We start from the raw sequence: 17,913 nt of genomic DNA, 5'->3' as shown, positions 1-17,913 counted from the left end.
ATGAAAACACGTCTTTTGGTTTTAGTATTATGTATCTGTTCTATACAGATGTTCTATTCTCAAGAAGATGATGGAGTGGTTTCGCTTACCCTACCTGTAAGAAATTCTTTGACCTTTAATCGTTATGCCATTAATCCTACATTTAGTTTTGTTAGAGAGCAAAACAAATATGTAAGTATTTTCAATAAAAGAGAGTGGGTACAATTTGATAATGCACCACTTACCTATTTAGGAAGCTATTCAGGACGATTTGCAGAAAACATTGGTGCTGGTATTGGATTATTTCAACAAAATTATGGTGTGTTAACAACCTTTGGTGGTGTTGTTAACTTTGCATATAACGCAAGATTAGCAAGAGATAGTAATTTAACTTTCGGGTTAAATATTAGTGCATATAAAAGTGGTGTCAATACTGGAAATGTAATTACAAATTTTGATGACCCGTCACTTCAAAATGTTCCTGAGAATTTTTTACTAACAATTAATCCAGGTATTAACTATGGTATCGCATTTTTTGATTTCGGACTCTCAATAAACAATTTGGCGGTATATAATTTTAATACGTCTGAAATGCTACAAGACAATCCAGAGCAAGGGATTCAAGCTCACATCATGTATACTGGATATATGAATTCAAGAGGCTTTTTTGATGAAGCTAAATTTTCTGGTTTGTTGCGATCTGAATTTAGAAAAGATGAAACCATTGTTTCTGCTATAGCCATGCTAACAGTACCAAAAGGTATTTGGGCACAAGTAGGTTATAATTCTGTATTTGGAGCTTCTGGAGGAGTTGGAATTAACATTACACCAGAAATTGCTATTGAATATAATTTTGAAAAAGCAATAGGAGACTTAACCGAATTTGGATCATCACATGATATAACACTTGCTTATAGATTTAAAAATCGTGACCGTTATGATTATAGTAGTGGCGATGAAGTGAGTGGATTACTTTCAGGGAATAATAAGAAAAAGCCAAAAGTTGCAAAAATTTCAAAAGAAAAAGCGGAAGCGAATAGAGCTTCTGCTGCTCAACGAAAAGCTGAAGCAGAAGCTCAAGCTCAAGCTAAGTTATTAGCAGAACAAAAAGCAAAAGCTGAAGCAGAGGCACAGGTTAAGTTATTAGCAGAACAGAAAGCTAAAGCTGAAGCTGAGGCTCAAGCTAAGTTATTAGCTGAACAGAAAGCTAAAGATGAAGCAGAGGCTCAGGCTAAGTTACTAGCAGAACAGAAAGCTAAAGATGAAGCAGAAGCTCAGGCTAAGTTATTAGCAGAACAGAAAGCTAAAGATGAAGCAGAAGCTCAGGCTAAGTTATTAGCAGAACAGAAAGCTAAAGATGAAGCAGAGGCTCAGGCTAAGTTATTAGCAGAACAGAAAGCTAAAGATGAAGCAGAAGCTCAAGCTAAGTTACTAGCTGAACAGAAAGCTAAAGATGAAGCAGAGGCTCAAGCTAAGTTACTAGCAGAACAGAAAGCTAAAGATGAAGCAGAAGCTCAGGCTAAATTATTAGCAGAACAGAAAGCTAAAGCTGAAGCAGAGGCTCAGGCTAAGTTATTAGCAGAACAGAAAGCTAAAGATGAATTAATTACCAATCCTTCTGATGAACTTGGTAAGACCATGTATGCTATAACGCAGCAAACTGAAGATTCTAAAACTACTCAGAGCGATTTATTAAAGAAATTTGATGACATCATTGAAATAAAAGATAAAGACTTGAAGGATTTGAAAGAAGAAAATGACTTAAGTGAACAGGGTATTACTGTTGGTCCAAAGCCTTTTAAGAGTATTACAGAAGAGAATAATAAACTCGCCGGTATAAAGTCAGAATTAGAGAATGTTATCAATTCACGTAATGAAAAGATTAAAGAGTTAAAGGCCTTATATGATGATAAATTTAAGGCAGATACACTTAGAAATGATGAAGTCTTACTATTCTACAAAAAAGCCATTAAACGATTAGAGTCTGAGCAATTAACAGCTCTAGATGCTAAATCAAAATTAGAAACTCGATTAGAAGATATAAAAGTAGCTACAGAGTTTGAAAGAAGACGTCGTATTAAGCGTGCAGCGTTTGATAACGAAGAAGAACGTTATTCACAAGATCGAGCAGCTTTAGAGAATATCAAACAAACAACAACTCTTACAAATTCACCATTAAAAACTGAAGATTTTGATTTTGGTGAAGAACAAAGTGATAATATTCAAATACTTAAGAATGTAAAAAATGTTGATAATGGATATTATTTAATTCTTGCAGTTCATAAAGATGTTGATAAGAGAAATGATTTCGTTAGAAAAGTTGTAGAATCTGGACGAACTGATGTAGACTTTTTCTATGATGTGAATACGAGTAAATACTATATATATTATAAGAAATCAGACAGTATTGAAGCTGCAAATAAAGAGTTAAAAAACAAAGGGAATAGACCATATAATGCAAAAATGTCCCTCGTAAAAATAGAAAATTAAATAAGTAATTAGGCCCATTCTGAAGTTGGAACGCCCCATGAAGACTTCTGAATAAAAAAATTAAGTATCATGAAAAAACCTACGTTTTCAAGAATAGCAATCATAGTCGCAATGATGTGTGTAGGTCTGCAGTTCTACGCACAAAATTATGAACCTTTCACACCAAGATTTAATGAAGATTTAAAAGGAGACATTGTCCTTATAGGTAATAATATTCTTGGTCCAGACAACAATGCGTTTAATGACAATACAATTTATAATCACAATGTTAATATGCAATATATTGACATCGATGGAGATGCGACGACATTTAGTTCATCGAGTGCTGACTTAGAAATTCCAAATCCTAATTGTTACAGGATTATATATGCTGGATTATATTGGGGAGCAGTTAATCCAGGTACAGAGCCAATAACAGATGTAAAATTAAAAGGACCTGTTGGAGGTTATAACGATATTCAAGGAACCATAATTTATGATGCTAATGGCACAACAGTAGATGGTGGTGATAGTTTTTCATATGCCTGCTTTGCTGATGTTACAGATATCGTAACAGCTTTTGGCCCTGGTGTTGACCTAGGAACATACACTGTTGCAAATGTGTCTTCTGGATTAGGAGAAACGTCAACGTTTGATCCATTTAATGGTACAGGGCAATCGGCTGGATGGTCATTATTTATTGTTTATGAAGACCCTACACTTCCAGGTAAATCTATTACGAGCTTTGATGGTTTTAGCGCAATAAGCGTCCCAGGAAACAATACAACCTTAGATATTCCTGTTGACGGATTTAGAACTGTTCCTGCTCCTGCTCCAGTTAGAGCAAATTTTGCTTTTGCAACATTGGAAGGAGATAGTCCAATATTAGGTGATCGTTTACGTCTTAATGGGGTAAGTTTATCGACCGTAGATCGTCCTGTGACTAACTTTTTTAATAGTTCTGTTACGCGATTAGATGCTACTCCTGTAGATAATAGAAACCCGAATAGTACAAATACTTTAGGATTTGATACAGGAACCATTGCGATACCAAACCCAGGAAACTCTGTAATTGCTAATGATGCAACTTCAGGAACGATACGATTAGAAACAAGTGGAGATACCTACTTTCCATATTTCTTCGCATTTGCTGTTGAAATTATAGAACCAAATATTGTATTAACAAAAATTGTTGAAGATGATGCTGGAAATAATATTGGTGGGCAAACAGTTGATTTAGGAGCTTCTTTAAATTATGTTATTGGATTTCAGAATACAGGAAACGATAATGCTACTAATTTTCAAATTAGAGACGTGCTTCCTGTTAATATTATTTTCAATTATCCAGATGATTTAATTTTGCCTCCAGGCGTTACTGTTGCTAGTTATGATCCAGTAACACGTGAACTTATCTTTAATATTGATAATTCACTTGTAGAAGAAAATGATCCTGTATATGAGATTCGCATTGAAGTACAAGTTGTTGACACCTGTAGTGATCTCGCTGATGCTTGTTCTAATATTATTAATAATCAAGCTTTTGCAACCTATAACGGATTTTATAATCCAAATTTTCAAATTACTGATGATCCAAGTTTAAATAGTAACACAGGTTGCTTATTATCTCCTCAAGCCACCAACTTTTTAGCAGATTTAGATTGTGAGTTCACAGAAGATATTGTGCTTTGCGGTGATAGTGTTGACCTTACTGCAGCAGATGGTTATGATTCATATACTTGGTCTACAAGTCCAACAGGAACACCAGTAATTGGTAATACACAAACCATAACTGTTACGGCTACCGGAACTTACTATTCTTTTAATAATGCCATTGCTCCTTGCCAATCAATTGTTCAAGAGTATGTAGTTGAAGTATTTGGTGGTGATATTGAGAATCCAGTAATTCCTTATGCAGATGAAGTTGTGACTTGCCCGAATGATGGAAAGCTTCTACCTAATATCTTCTTATGTGGTGAAAATGATTCAAGATTTATTGAAACCAATATTTCTGGTGCCTCATCTATTATTTGGGAGCAATTAGACGAGTCTAGTTGTCCCGCTGTAGCAGATCCAGATTGCGCTAACGAAGATGATACTTGTACGTGGAATGAAGTGGCTACAGGTCCAGATTATTTGGCAAATACTTCAGGACAATTCAGATTAACAATTAACTATGAAGGTGGCTGTTTTGTTCAGTTTTATTTCAATGTGTATCAAAATTTATTAAACGCAAGTGTAATTGCAACAGATATCATCTGTACAACACCAGGAAGTATTACAGTAAATGATGTCCCTTCTGGATATGAGTATAGTTTAGATGACATTAACTACCAAGCAAGTAATGTATTTACTGTGAATACTCCAGGAACTTACACAGTATACATCAGACAAATTGGTGTACCAACAAATCCTTGTGTATTTACCATTCCTGATGTATTGATAAGAGATAGAGATTTCAGTGTATCCACTACAATACTACAACCCTTATGTCACGGTGACAAAGGTAGTATCCAGTTAGCAGCTAATGATGTCGACCCACAATATTCATTTGAACTGTTTAGTGGCGGAACACTTGTTAATAGTGTTGGGCCAATAGTAGATAATACATATACATTTTCAAACTTAAACCCTGGTACTTATACTGCGACCGTAGAGACAGAAAATGGCTGTACTTATACTGAAGACATTGAAATTGTTGAGCCTCCACTGCTAACAGTAACAGCAGCAATTACAATTCCTTTAACTTGTAATGATGGTGAAATTACGGTATACCCTGAAGGAGGAACACCACCTTACTTCTATTTTGTTAATGGATCTACAGATTTTCAAACTGTACCAGAAATTGTTGTAACTGCACCAGGAACTTATGACATTACAGTTGTAGATTCTAATAATTGTAGTGCTAGTACTTCAATAAGTATAGATGCCATACCTGAGCCTGAGTTTACTGTTGATACTACAGATATACTTTGTACTGGAGATGGTGGATCTATTTCCATAAATGTGACGACTACAAACGGCTACAGCATAATGTATAGTATTGATGATGGAGTAACATTTTCTAATTCGTCAGTATTTACTGGACTTACTCAAGGTGACTACGATGTTGTTCTTCAATATTCGGCTGGTTCATCTGTTTGCCTTACAGATCCACAAACGGTGACCATTAATGAAAATGATGCCATTTCAGGAACAGCAGAACTGACGGCACCATACACATGTAACTCAACAGGAACAATTACTGTAACTAATGTTACTGGTGGAGATGCTCCATATGAATATAGTATTGATGGTGTCAATTTTCAATCTAGTAATACCTTTACAGGACTTACTACTGGTACTTATATAGTAACCATAAAAGATGCAAATGATTGTACAATAATCACTAATGAAATTACAATAGAAGCTTTAAACCCACCAACAGACTTAGCTTTTGATAATACACCAATAACCTGTCCGTCAAATACAACAACAGTTACAATTACAAATGTAACAGGAGGAACAGGTGTATTAGAATATCAAATCATTGCCCCAGCTGCTAATGCAACTGCATATCAAACATCTAATATGTTTGCAGGTTTAGAACCAGGTACTTATACGTTTCAAGTACGAGATGAAAACGATTGTATTTATAACGAATCCTATACAATTGCTCCAATACCTACACCTACAGTAAATGTTGTTTTAACAGCCGATTTAAATTGTACTGCATCACCAGATGCAATATTAACAGGTACAATAACAGGCACAGCTCCTTTCACTTATGCAGTATCTATCAACGGTGGAGCATATTCATCTTTAGGTGCTACTGGAACACCATTTACCTATTCGGCTGCTACTGATGGAACATATCAATTTGAAATTACAGATGCGAATGGGTGTATTGCAGAATCAAGTGTGATTACTGTAAATCCAATTTCATTACCAGTTTTAAGTGTTGTAGCACAAACACAACCAATCTTATGCCATGGCGATTCAAATGGTGCTATTGATATTACTATAGATACTTCAGTTGGTACGCCACCATTTGTGATTAATGTGAATAATGATACTTCTGGAGTGGATTACGGTACACAAACATCTGGATTGCCTGCTGGTACATATACTGTAACTTTAACAGATGCTAATTCATGTGAAGATACCGAAACAGTTATCATAAGTGAACCTGATCCAATAATTGTAGATTTTACTACAGTAGATATCACATGTACAGCTGGTGGTGTATCTCAAGGATCTATTATTATAAATTCAGTAACTGGAGGAACAGCACCTTATAATTATTTTGTTACAGGAACAAATGGATATTCTAACTCAGAGCTAAATGCTACTGGATCTGCATCTGTGAGTTTTGATGTGGTTGATTTTGGATTATATCAAATAAATGTCGTAGATGCCAATGGATGTTCTGTATTAAATCAGGATGTTCTTGTGGCCTCTCCTCCTACAGATTTAGATATTTCAGTCACGTCAACTGTAGATTGTCTTTTAGGTGGCGAAGCAGTAGTGAGTGTTGGCTCAACATTAACAAGTACTGGACCATTTTATTTTGCAATTTATCAAGGGTTTATTCCGCCTCCACCTCCTCCATTAGGTGGTATTTGGGTTCCTGAAGACTCAGTAGGAAGCATGTCGGCAACATTTACTGGGTTAACACCTGGTGTAACATATACTTTTATTGTATATGATGAATCAACATTATGTAGTTACTACGAACAAGCTCCTACTCCAATACCAACAAATTCAAACTTAACTTTGAGTGCTGTAAGTTCAAACAATATTACATGTACGGGAAGTGCAGATGGAAATGTCTCTTTTACAATAAATAGCCCTTATGGTGTTGCAACAACTGTAAATTATGAAGTTTTTGATGCCTTAAGTTTAGTTTCAACTGGCATAACAGGATCTGGAAGTGTACCAGCTGGAGGTGTATTAACAATTAACAATTTAGGGCCACTAGCATTTGGAAACTATTTTGTATCTATTACAGAAACTTCAGGACCAAATGATGGCTGTGGTGTGATTACTGCTCCATTTAACATTACAGAATCTGCTATTGCCTTAGACTTGTCAGTATCTATAGATCAAAACGCAAATTGTAATGCCAATTCAGGTATTATTAGTGCCATTGGAGAAAATGGTACAGCTCCCTATGAATATCAAATTACAACAACACCAACAGCACCATTAGCATCAGATGCTGGATGGAATGCTTCAAGTGTATTTAATGTTGATTCCGGTAATTATTATGTACATGTTAAAGATGCATATGATTGTATTGTGACAAGTCCTGTTATTATTTTACCGCTAGATTCAACACCTGTAATTTCAGCCATAGCCACAAACCTTTGTACTGTTTCCGAAGGGGACTTTGAAATTGATGTGACTTTAGATACAGCTGGTATAGCTCCTTATAGCTATAGTATTAATGGTGGTGCATTTCAAACACAAACTGCTCCATTTACAATATCAAACTTATTTTCTGGAACACATACTATTGAAATACAGGATGCAAATGGTTGTGGAAATGTTGTTTCAGTTGATATTCCTGCTCCAATTGGAATAACTCCAGAGGTAACTACAAACCCAACATGTAATGATGATGATGGTGTAATTACTATTACAGGCTCAGGTGGATCAGGATCATATACATACAGTATAAACCCAAGTCCAGTATCTGTGAGTTTAACTGCAAATGTATTCTCAGGTGTGCCATCTGGAATATATACTATAACAATAACAGATACTGTGACTTCTTGTACTGAAGAAGTAACTATATCATTACCAGAAGCTACACCTCCAACTTTTTCAACAAGTGCAACAAATGTAACGTGTTTTGGAGATAATACAGGTACATTTGACATTGATGTTAATGGGTATTCTGGAACGTATACATACGAAGTATTTGATAATTTTGGAGCATCGGTTACAGGTCTAGTTAATGCAGATACATCAACAAATCCATTAACGGTATCTGGAATGACAGCGGGAACATTCACAGTAGTTATTAATGAAACGCAAAGTCCATTTTGCTCTGCAACTGGAACAGTAGTTATAAGCTCTCCTTCTGAAGCCTTAACACTTGTTGCTTCAGAAACTTCTAATGTAACTTGTGATAACAATCAAGGAACAATAACTGCAATTGCTAGTGGTGGTTGGGGAGGTTATGAATATGAATTAACTGGAGATGCTTCAGTACCGTATTCACCAAATGGAGTGTTTACAGACCTTTCTGCAGGAAACTATACGATTAATGTTATTGATTCTGAAGGCTGTATTGCTACAACCAATGTAACACTTGTAGAGCCAAATCCAATTGATGCCACATTTACACCAAGCACTTCTATTTTAGCGTGTTTTGGTGATCAAGATGCTTCAATAACCGTAACGAATGTTACTGGAGGAGTTGGAACAGAGTATGTATATACTTTAAATACAATTTTACCAACACCAAGTACTTCTGGTCCTCAAACCTCTAATGTATTTAATAACCTAGGAGCTGGTACCTATTCGGTTTCTATTTCTGACGGAAATGAATGTATTACAACATCTGTAGATATCGTTATTACTGAGCCAACACCTATTGAAGCAAGCTTAGTGGTAAATTCTACTCAAACTTGTACTATAGAATCAACATTAACTTTAAGTGCTTTTGGTGGGACTGGAACATATACCTATAGTGCAGATAGCTCATTTACAACTGTTTTAGGGTCGTTTGCAGTATCTACATCATTTTCTGTAGCTCCTGGGACATATATGTATTATGTGAGAGATGCCAATGGCTGTATCGCTGAAGTGTCAAACGACATTGCTATTGACCCATTACCAGAACTGATTCTTAATTTACAATCAACCAATCCAACCATTAACTGTAATGGAGATAATAATGGAACTATAGTTGCCGATGCTCAAGGTGGCTTAGGAAATTATATTTACACCTTACAAGATACTAGTGGCGCAACAATTCCTGCAACACAAGATAGTCCAGGTGTATTCACAGAACTAGTCGCTGGAACATATGTTGTTTATGTTGAAAGTGGAGATTGTGATGCAACATCTGCTCCAATAACAATTACTCAGCCTGATGCACCTTTAGAGGTAGATTTTGTAGTCAATGACGTGACTTGTAGTGGAAATAATGATGGTATTTTGGAAATTAATGCTACAGGTGGAACAGGCATCATTAAGTATGCAATTTCTCCTCAATTAGATCAATTTTTCGAAACGAATGTATTTGAAAACTTAGCACCTGGATCATACGATGTGATTGTGCAAGATGTTTTAGGTTGTTATGTGACTTTCGATTTTACAATAAACGATCCTGTACAAGTCATTTTAACTATTGTTGCAGATTCTTTATTTGAGGAAACTTGTGAAGGTGAAGGAAATGGAGAGTTTAGTGTAGATATTTCAGGAGGAACTTTGCCTTATGATGTAAGTTTAGACAATTATGATGGCCCCTACACTACTGGAGCAGTTGGACAAACGATCTTCGATTTTACTGGATTAGGAGGTGGTGACCACATTGTTTATGTGCGCGATGCTCAAGGTTGTGAATCACAATGGAATATTACATTCCCAGAATCTGTAAATATCGACCCTGTTGTAGAGATTGAATATTTGTGTGTTGACAATACTCTAACGAATACAGTAACAGTTAATGTTGATGAAAGTATAACAGATTTAACTCAATTAGACTATTCTTTAGATGGAGGACCTTACCAGTTGAGCAATGTCTTTACAGATGTATTACCTGGAGCTGATCATTATATCGATGTGAGACATACTAATGGCTGTATTCAAACCACAGACCTATTTGATATTGAAGATTATCAACCATTATCATTAATGCTCACAGAAGGTGATGAACCAGGTCAAATAATCGCGACAGCAACTGGAGGAACTGGTATTTATGAGTTTACTCTTAATGGAGAAAATTATGGTACTACAAATGTATTTGTGGTTACTGAAGAAGGTACATATACTGTTGTTGTAACAGACAGTGCTGGCTGTATTGCAGAAGCAATGATTGAGATCGAAATTGAAGGACCATGTATTCCAGATTACTTTACACCTAATGGTGATGGTGTAGCTGATGGATGGACTGTTGGTTGTGCCGAGGATTATCCAAATTTAACTTTTGACATTTTCGATCGATATGGACGAAAAGTAGCAACTTACCGAGTAGGTGAATATTGGGATGGTAAGTATAATGGAACTGAGCTTCCAACTGGGGATTACTGGTATGTCGTTAGACCTAACAGTGCATTATTAAATAGGGAGTATGTTGGACATTTTACCCTCTACAGGTAATAACCTAAAAAACTAAACTAATGAAAAAATTATCAATATATATACTTTTAATTTTTAGTTCTTTGACATATGGTCAAGAATTGAATCTTCCAGCTTGGACCCAATATTTAGCCGATAATGATTTTATCATCTCTCCTACTTATGCCGGAATTGGTGATAATTTTAAAGTGCGTGCCAATGGATTAACACAATGGGTTGGAATCAAAAATGCTCCAGACAATCAAGCTTTATATGCCGATTTCAGAATTGCAAATCAATCTGGTGTAGGTGTATCCATGTATAATGACAGAAATGGAAACACACGTCAGAAAGGCATTAAATTTTCGTTCGCGCACCATATCATTTTAGATTATAAGTCAAAGCAATACTTGTCTTTTGGATTATCTTACAATGTCAATAGTTTTAGAATTGATATTGAAAACTTTCAGCCTACTGAAGATATGCCCATAATAGATCCTGCAATTGATGGAGACCGTTCTCGATCAAATAATAATTTTGATGTAGGGTTCCTATACAGATGGAATCGATTCTATTTTAGCTTAAATGCCAATAACATCTTAGATAAAGATATTGATGACTTTACAGGATTAGAACCAAGTCAATTACTAAACTATCAAGCCTATGCAGGATATATTATTGCCAGTAAAGGCAATAAAAATGTAGAGTTCGAGCCTTCAATTTTCTACCAACGCTTTGATAGTGACGATCGTTCAGCAACAGATCTTAACTTTAAATACAGAAAGTTTAATCGTGATGGAGATTATTATTGGGTTGGAGCCTCTTATCGTTTTTTAAATGATCAATTTTTAAAGCCTCTTAATTTTGGGCCTATGGCTGGTGTTATGAAAAATAGACTATACTTTGCCTATTCATATCAGTTAACTTTTAATGATTTATCAAGTTTTAATTCTGGAACACATAGTATTACTATAGGGCTAGATTTCTTGTCTGGCATTAGTAATTGTGCTTGTACTAAAGGAACGAGTTATAGAAAGTATAAAAACAATGGTAACAATCGAAACTAAATACTAATTGACTTCTAATTTATAACCTACACCATGGACATTTGTAAGTTTAATTGAGTCATCTTCTTTTAATTTCTTTCGTAATTTAGAAATATAAGTATCTAAACTACGCCCAACAATAACACCATTATCTTCCCATACTTTCTTGGTAAGTTCATCTCGTTTTATGACTTGATTCGGACTAGCTACAAAAAGCTCCAAGAGTTCGCATTCTTTTTTAGAAAGATTGATTTCTGTAGCAGCTTTAACCAATTTGTTTTGCTCTGGATAAAACTGAAAACTTCCAATTTCAGAATAACTTGTGTTTTTTTCTTCGGAAAGTTCAACCTTTGCTTTCTCTTTAAAATAGTAAATAATAAAAAACATAAAACCTATCGCCGCTATAATTGCAAGCGGGTGTCGACTTAAGACATTAGACTTAGGGTTCAAAAAAGATACTGTTACTATATAACACGCTTCTGGTAAATAACGTCCCGCGCAAGGAATAATAGTACGCTCCTCTTCTACATTCATTTCGTAACTGTAGGCAACTTCATCATCAAAACATTGGGTCACTTCGACACGATAATTTGACGCAATAGAAGCTCTGTGGAAACTACTATCAATAACGGTAACCAATTCATTAGGTTCAAATGCTAATACATTTTGAAATGATAGTTGATAATGTCCTTGCTCCTTTTCAATAATTGGCAATATGATAGATGTAGAATCTTTCTGTTTGAGTAAAAGTTGATTACCAGCTTCGCGAAGCGCAATTTTTATTATGCCAGAATCATCATCCGCATTGCTTGAACAGGATATAAACCCTATCATTATTAGCAAAGTAAATGCACTACAAATAAGATAAAAGTGTTGCTTTTCCATAATTTGATGTAAATAACATAATATTTCATGACTTTTTACAAGTATTGACACTTCTTTTACATTTTTTTGACATTTTTCACCTGAGCTGCATCTAGTTTTACCACACAATTAAAAAACAATAGATATGAAAGCACACTTATTATTAATTACCATAGCATTATTTACAATCTCCAATTCTTTAGCTCAAGACAATCTCAATATTGATATTGGAAATAGCGAGATCAAATGGTATGGAGAATATACATTTTATTTTGGAGGTCACAACGGTACAATTAGTTTTAAAGAAGGATATTTTATAAAAAGTGGAGATGTTATTACTGGTGGACAATTTATAATTGATATGAATTCTATTATTTGTGAAGATATTAAAAAGGCTGATGCTAATAAGGGGTTAGTTGATCATCTAAAAGATCCAGATTTTTTTAATGTTGCAAAATTTCCAACAGCATTATTAAATATAACTGAAGTAAAATATCACGATAGTACTCGTATGGAGGTTCTTGCAGATTTAACAATTAAAGGCATAACAAAACCAATTTCTTTTCAAGCTGAAGTAGATTTTGAAAAACAACAAATGATTGCAAAATTTAAAATAGATCGCATGAAATGGGATGTGAGTTATAATAGCAAAATACGAGATGGAGCCATTTCTGATGGTATAGGCTTTGAAGTCACTTTAAGTTTGTAAATTTATAAGATGAAAACATTTGTATTAACTCTATTCTGTTTTTTGGGTTCGCTTTTAATGTTCTCGCAAGATGAAGATATACTGGGTGTATTGGAATCGGATACAACTTGGTTAAAAGAGATTATTAAATTCCCGATTAGCTTTGCTACTGAAATCAAATATACAGGCTATGAAGATTTGCGATTTACCAAAGAATGGCGTAATCAAAACAGTGAGGATTTTTGGTGCTATATGTTTGTATGGCATGTAGATGGTATTCAAAAACCAACAGCTACAGATTTAGAACAACAACTTAAATTCTATTACAATGGCCTAATGGCTGCTGTTAACAAAAAGAAAGATTTTGAGGTTCCTAATACTAAAGTAAATTTTATAAAAACTGACGATAAGGAAGCAGATTTTTTAGGTAGAGTTTATATGTATGATTCATTTAGTAGTGAAGGCATGATTACTTTAAATGTACAAGTAAAATCTTATTATTGTAAAATTAACAATACCACAAATATTGTATTTGAATTATCTCCACAAGGCTTTGTTCATGAAATTTGGGAGCGATTTAAAACAATAAAAATCAAAAATGATATTTGTGATAAATAAATAATATGCCAAACATACCATGCCCTAAATGTCAAACTAAAATAGAGTTTGAATTTAATGAAGTAATTAACGGAAAATCATTCATCTGTAATTCGTGCAAAACTGAAATTACAATGACTTATGAGGATAATAAACAAACCTTAGCAAGAGCTGAAAAAAAACTAAATATACTAAAGAGAGATTTAGATATTAATTAAGAATGGCTGCAAAGTTTTTTATAATATTATCTATTCAGAAACTTTAATTACATTCCCAGTATAACGAATCGGAAACCGTTTTGCCCCTTTTAACAACATGTCGCTTTTAAGAGACGGATAAAGTTGAATAGTGACATCATAATTTTCATTATTACTTTGCGCATCAAATGAAATTGTATAACTATTATCTGTATTTTTTACAGCTGTATAATTTTTAATATTACCTTCAAACGCAATACTATTATTGTCTGAGCCCATATAACCTGATGGCATTTGCACTTCACCATAATATGGTAATTGCGATGTAATTATGGCTCCATTTAACTGTAGTTCATTTGCAATTCCTGTTAAACTTATACGATTTGCATTACTACCTGGTGCAATTAGCCCTCTGCTTTGTAAAGCCGAGATACTACGATTAATTTGAGGCATAGCCCAAACAGATTCAATTTTAAATGATTGAGAATTGACCAATTCGTCTAAAGCTTGCATTTGTTCTGGTGTGGCTGCAGATTTTGTAGAATTACAAGCTGACAAAAAAATACTTATAAGAAATAATACTATAATTTTAGCTTTCATAACATGAGTTTTAACACCTCTAAATATACAATTTAAAAGACGCAAATCCTTGTTATTTAACATTTTATAAAGTCATTTGCTTAAACTTAATGTGTAAGTCTTTTTGCAAATTTTGGATATCTTGCTCTTCACCTGAAATAATAAGTGCAATAGAAGCTCCTGTTTTTCCAGCTCTAGCAGTTCTTCCACTTCTATGGGTGTAATATTCCAACTGATCTGGTAGTTGATGATGAATAACAAAGGCTAAATTGTTGACATCTATACCTCTAGCTGATACATCTGTCGACACTAAGTATTGCAATGACTGGTTTTTAAAAGCGCGCATCACTTTATCACGTTCCTTTTGCTGCATATCGCCTTGAAGTGCGCCAACAGAGAATCCTTCAGCTTTTAACTTTTCAGTTAACTGATTAGTACCTGCTTTAGTTCTACAGAAAATAATACCTCTATCATCATTATAAGAATCTAATAAACGTGTAATAATATTTGTTTTTTCCTTAATAGAAGTAACAATATAATGATGAGAAATATTAGCATTCACTAAACTATTTCTATCAATTTCAACACGTACAGCATCCTCAGACATATAGGTTCTGATGATTTTTTGAATCTCTTCAGGCATAGTTGCAGAAAACAACCAAGTGTGTCGTGTTCCTGTTGTATATTTTAAAATCTTATTTAGATCTTGCTTAAAGCCCATACTTAACATCTCATCGGCTTCATCTAAAACTAATGTGTTAATATTTTTAATGTTGACATCACCGCGTTCAATAAAATCCAATAAGCGACCTGGAGTAGCAACAATAATGTGTGTAGTTCTCTGCAAACGCTTGATTTGAACGTCCATTTTTTCACCACCATAAACGCCTTCGGAAAATATTTTATCCTCACAATACTTCGTAAATTTAAAAAGTTGTTTCTGTATTTGCTGAACTAATTCTCGTGTAGGTGCTAAAATTAAAGCTTGAACCTGCTCGTTTTTTGCATCAATGTTTTGAAGAATTGGTAAACCATAAGCTGCAGTTTTACCAGTACCTGTTTGGGCTAATCCAATAAAATCGGTATCGTTTTTTAGCAAAACTGGAATAGCATCTTCTTGAATTTCTGTTGGTGTTTTTATATGGAGTTCTTTTAAACCTTTAATCAAAGCTTTTGATACTCCTAAGTCAAAAAATGTGCTGTTCATGGTCATTAATAATTGATTGCAAAGGTATTGTTATTATTTGTAATTTCGACTTAATATGAATTTAAGTCCGAAACACCTTCAAACCTTATATCTTGCCTATTGTCAAACAGCATTGCTTTGGAAGAATGCCTCAGTTTTAAATTTTGAGCAGTTAGAAGTACCATCAGATTATTCTCTTATTTTTCATCGGAAATTGGAAAAACGATTACGTTTAGGTCAATTAGCAGAGCAGTTTGTATTTAATCAAATAGACACTTGTGATGCCATTGAAATTTTTGCTGAAAATATTCAAATTCGAAAGGAAAAGCTGACACTCGGAGAACTGGATGTCCTTATTATGCTGAATGATGTACCAATTCACCTAGAAATCATATATAAATTTTATCTTTATGATAATACTAGAGGTCATACAGAAATAGAAAGGTGGATAGGTCCTAATCAAAAAGACAGCCTTCAAGAAAAATTAAATAAACTTCAAAAAAAACAATTACCACTACTCTATTCTGAAGCGTGTAAATCAGCATTAAAGCAGTTAGATCTTGATCATATAAGTTTTGAACAGCGAGTCTTATTCAAGGCGCAGCTCTTTGTACCATATCAGCAAAACATATGTTTTGAATTATTAAATAGCGATTGTATTTGTGGTTTTTATATCACCATCGCGCAATTGTCTAAATTTAAAGATTATAAATTCTATATTCCAGAAAAATTAGATTGGTTTTTAGAGCCAGAAGACGATGTAATTTGGATAGATCAACTAACGTTTAAAGACAGAGCAACTTTGTTATTAGATAATAAACAGTCACCACTATTTTGGTTGAAATGCAACAACTCAAAGCTATCTAAATGCTTTTTGGTTTGGTGGTAATTACTGCTATTATATAATTAAGCATTTTTTTAAAGTATCCTCGTATATGGCTTCATATTGTGGCACGATTTGATGAATATCAAAACGCTTAGACACTTGTTTTGCGTTGGTCTTAAATTGAGCTAAATGTGCGTCTTCTTTTAAGATATATAATGCATTTTTTGACATATCGTCGATGTCATTAATCTCGCTTAAAAAACCAGAAACACCATGTTCATTCACTTCAGGAATACCACCTGTATTACTTGAAATAACCGGAACTCCAGAAGCCATAGCTTCTAATGCAGATAATCCGAAACTTTCAGTTAAAGAAGGCAATAAAAATAAATCACTAAAGCATAAGATTTTGTCTATTTCATTACTGTTTCCGAAGAAGACCACTTTATCACTTATCCCAAGTTGTTCACATAATCGTTCCGCTGGTTCGCGTTCAGGCCCTTCTCCAACCATCATTAATTTGGCTGGAATTTCCTTTTGAATATTATAAAATATTTTAATGACATCAGGAATTTGTTTTACTTCTCTAAAGTTACTGATATGCGTAATAATTTTTTCTTGATCTGTTGCCATCATAGCGCGTTGGCAATCAGTAAAATTAGGTTTGTATTTTGCTAAATCTATAAAGTTAGGAACCACATTAATATCTTTTTTGATATCGAATAATCGCAAGGTATCTTCCTTTAAACTTTGAGAAACAGAGGTCACTGCATCCGATTTGTTAATACTAAATGTTACAGCAGGTTTATAAAATGGATGACTTCCTACAAGTGTTATATCAGTTCCATGAAGTGTAGTAACAATGGGTACATAAATCCCTTCTTCTTGGAGCATTTTCTTTGCCATATAAGCTGCATAAGCATGAGGGATTGCATAGTGTACGTGTAAGACCTCAATATGGTGAAGCTTTACCATGTCTACCAATTTACTTGATAAGGCTAGTTCATAGGGTTGATACAGAAATAATGGATATTCAGGAACGTTTACTTCATGATAATGTACATTATTACTTAGCAATTCCAAACGTACAGGTTGACTATAAGTAATAAAATGAATTTCATGTCCGCGTTTAGATAATTCCAAACCTAACTCTGTGGCAACTACACCACTACCTCCAAACGTTGGATAACAAACAATTCCTATTCGCATATAAT

At 34.2% G+C, this 17,913-nt stretch carries 11 protein-coding genes; 7 read left to right on the top strand and 4 right to left on the bottom strand.

What is annotated here, in order from left to right:
* The 3 genes from ACTU6T_RS14210 (at position 1) to ACTU6T_RS14200 (ending at position 11,783) form a co-directional block, all read left to right on the top strand.
* Positions 1–2,469, top strand: a complete 2,469-nt coding sequence (locus tag ACTU6T_RS14210; RefSeq protein ID WP_460218857.1) for a PorP/SprF family type IX secretion system membrane protein — start codon at positions 1–3, stop codon at positions 2,467–2,469.
* A 69-nt stretch (positions 2,470–2,538) separates the two neighbouring features.
* Positions 2,539–10,758: a T9SS type B sorting domain-containing protein gene (locus tag ACTU6T_RS14205; protein WP_460218856.1), complete on the top strand. Its 8,220-nt coding sequence runs from the start codon at positions 2,539–2,541 to the stop codon at positions 10,756–10,758.
* 20 nt (positions 10,759–10,778) lie between these two features.
* On the top strand, positions 10,779–11,783 hold the full coding sequence (locus tag ACTU6T_RS14200) for a PorP/SprF family type IX secretion system membrane protein (protein WP_460218855.1): 1,005 nt from the start codon (positions 10,779–10,781) through the stop codon (positions 11,781–11,783).
* A gap of 3 nt (positions 11,784–11,786) precedes the next feature.
* Here the strand turns inward: ACTU6T_RS14200 and ACTU6T_RS14195 are convergent, their stop codons facing one another.
* Entirely contained in the window at positions 11,787–12,647 is an 861-nt protein-coding gene (locus tag ACTU6T_RS14195) for a winged helix-turn-helix domain-containing protein (RefSeq protein WP_460218854.1), read from the bottom strand.
* A 124-nt stretch (positions 12,648–12,771) separates the two neighbouring features.
* Here ACTU6T_RS14195 and ACTU6T_RS14190 point away from each other — a divergent pair, with 124 nt between their 5' ends.
* Genes ACTU6T_RS14190 through ACTU6T_RS14180 form a run of 3 tightly spaced genes read left to right on the top strand, consistent with a single transcriptional unit; the run spans position 12,772 to position 14,129 of the window.
* Positions 12,772–13,335 carry a YceI family protein gene (locus ACTU6T_RS14190; protein WP_460218853.1) on the top strand — a complete coding sequence of 188 codons (564 nt, stop codon included), beginning with the start codon at positions 12,772–12,774 and terminating at the stop codon, positions 13,333–13,335.
* A gap of 9 nt (positions 13,336–13,344) precedes the next feature.
* A complete protein-coding gene (locus tag ACTU6T_RS14185; RefSeq protein WP_460218852.1) occupies positions 13,345–13,932 on the top strand; it encodes a hypothetical protein in 588 nt (195 codons plus the stop codon).
* Between the two features lie 5 nt (positions 13,933–13,937).
* Positions 13,938–14,129: a hypothetical protein gene (locus ACTU6T_RS14180; protein WP_460218851.1), complete on the top strand. Its 192-nt coding sequence runs from the start codon at positions 13,938–13,940 to the stop codon at positions 14,127–14,129.
* A gap of 30 nt (positions 14,130–14,159) precedes the next feature.
* Here ACTU6T_RS14180 and ACTU6T_RS14175 read toward each other — a convergent pair whose 3' ends face one another.
* The gene (locus tag ACTU6T_RS14175; RefSeq protein ID WP_460218850.1) at positions 14,160–14,708 is read right to left on the bottom strand and encodes a DUF4251 domain-containing protein; all 549 of its coding nucleotides are present in this window, start codon (positions 14,706–14,708) and stop codon (positions 14,160–14,162) included.
* Between the two features lie 64 nt (positions 14,709–14,772).
* Positions 14,773–15,894 (bottom strand): DEAD/DEAH box helicase, encoded by a 1,122-nt coding sequence (locus ACTU6T_RS14170; protein WP_460218849.1) that lies wholly within the window; start codon positions 15,892–15,894, stop codon positions 14,773–14,775.
* 55 nt (positions 15,895–15,949) lie between these two features.
* Here ACTU6T_RS14170 and ACTU6T_RS14165 point away from each other — a divergent pair, with 55 nt between their 5' ends.
* On the top strand, positions 15,950–16,762 hold the full coding sequence (locus ACTU6T_RS14165) for a DUF1853 family protein (protein WP_460218848.1): 813 nt from the start codon (positions 15,950–15,952) through the stop codon (positions 16,760–16,762).
* A gap of 9 nt (positions 16,763–16,771) precedes the next feature.
* Here the strand turns inward: ACTU6T_RS14165 and bshA are convergent, their stop codons facing one another.
* A complete protein-coding gene (gene bshA, locus ACTU6T_RS14160; protein WP_460218847.1) occupies positions 16,772–17,908 on the bottom strand; it encodes an N-acetyl-alpha-D-glucosaminyl L-malate synthase BshA in 1,137 nt (378 codons plus the stop codon).
* Positions 17,909–17,913 lie beyond the last annotated feature (5 nt).

This window comes from Psychroserpens citreus (assembly GCF_055686305.1).
Note: the sequence above shows the minus strand (reverse complement) of the source record. Positions and strands in the feature narration are given on the sequence as shown.

Bases quoted from the DNA above. Each gene is read 5' to 3' on its own strand.
- ACTU6T_RS14210 (WP_460218857.1), top strand. From the start codon at position 1: ATGAAAACACGTCTTTTGGTTTTAGTATTATGTATCTGTTCTATACAG.
- ACTU6T_RS14205 (WP_460218856.1), top strand. From the start codon at position 2,539: ATGAAAAAACCTACGTTTTCAAGAATAGCAATCATAGTCGCAATGATG.
- ACTU6T_RS14200 (WP_460218855.1), top strand. From the start codon at position 10,779: ATGAAAAAATTATCAATATATATACTTTTAATTTTTAGTTCTTTGACA.
- ACTU6T_RS14195 (WP_460218854.1), bottom strand. From the start codon at position 12,647: ATGGAAAAGCAACACTTTTATCTTATTTGTAGTGCATTTACTTTGCTA.
- ACTU6T_RS14190 (WP_460218853.1), top strand. From the start codon at position 12,772: ATGAAAGCACACTTATTATTAATTACCATAGCATTATTTACAATCTCC.
- ACTU6T_RS14185 (WP_460218852.1), top strand. From the start codon at position 13,345: ATGAAAACATTTGTATTAACTCTATTCTGTTTTTTGGGTTCGCTTTTA.
- ACTU6T_RS14180 (WP_460218851.1), top strand. From the start codon at position 13,938: ATGCCAAACATACCATGCCCTAAATGTCAAACTAAAATAGAGTTTGAA.
- ACTU6T_RS14175 (WP_460218850.1), bottom strand. From the start codon at position 14,708: ATGAAAGCTAAAATTATAGTATTATTTCTTATAAGTATTTTTTTGTCA.
- ACTU6T_RS14170 (WP_460218849.1), bottom strand. From the start codon at position 15,894: ATGAACAGCACATTTTTTGACTTAGGAGTATCAAAAGCTTTGATTAAA.
- ACTU6T_RS14165 (WP_460218848.1), top strand. From the start codon at position 15,950: ATGAATTTAAGTCCGAAACACCTTCAAACCTTATATCTTGCCTATTGT.
- bshA (WP_460218847.1), bottom strand. From the start codon at position 17,908: ATGCGAATAGGAATTGTTTGTTATCCAACGTTTGGAGGTAGTGGTGTA.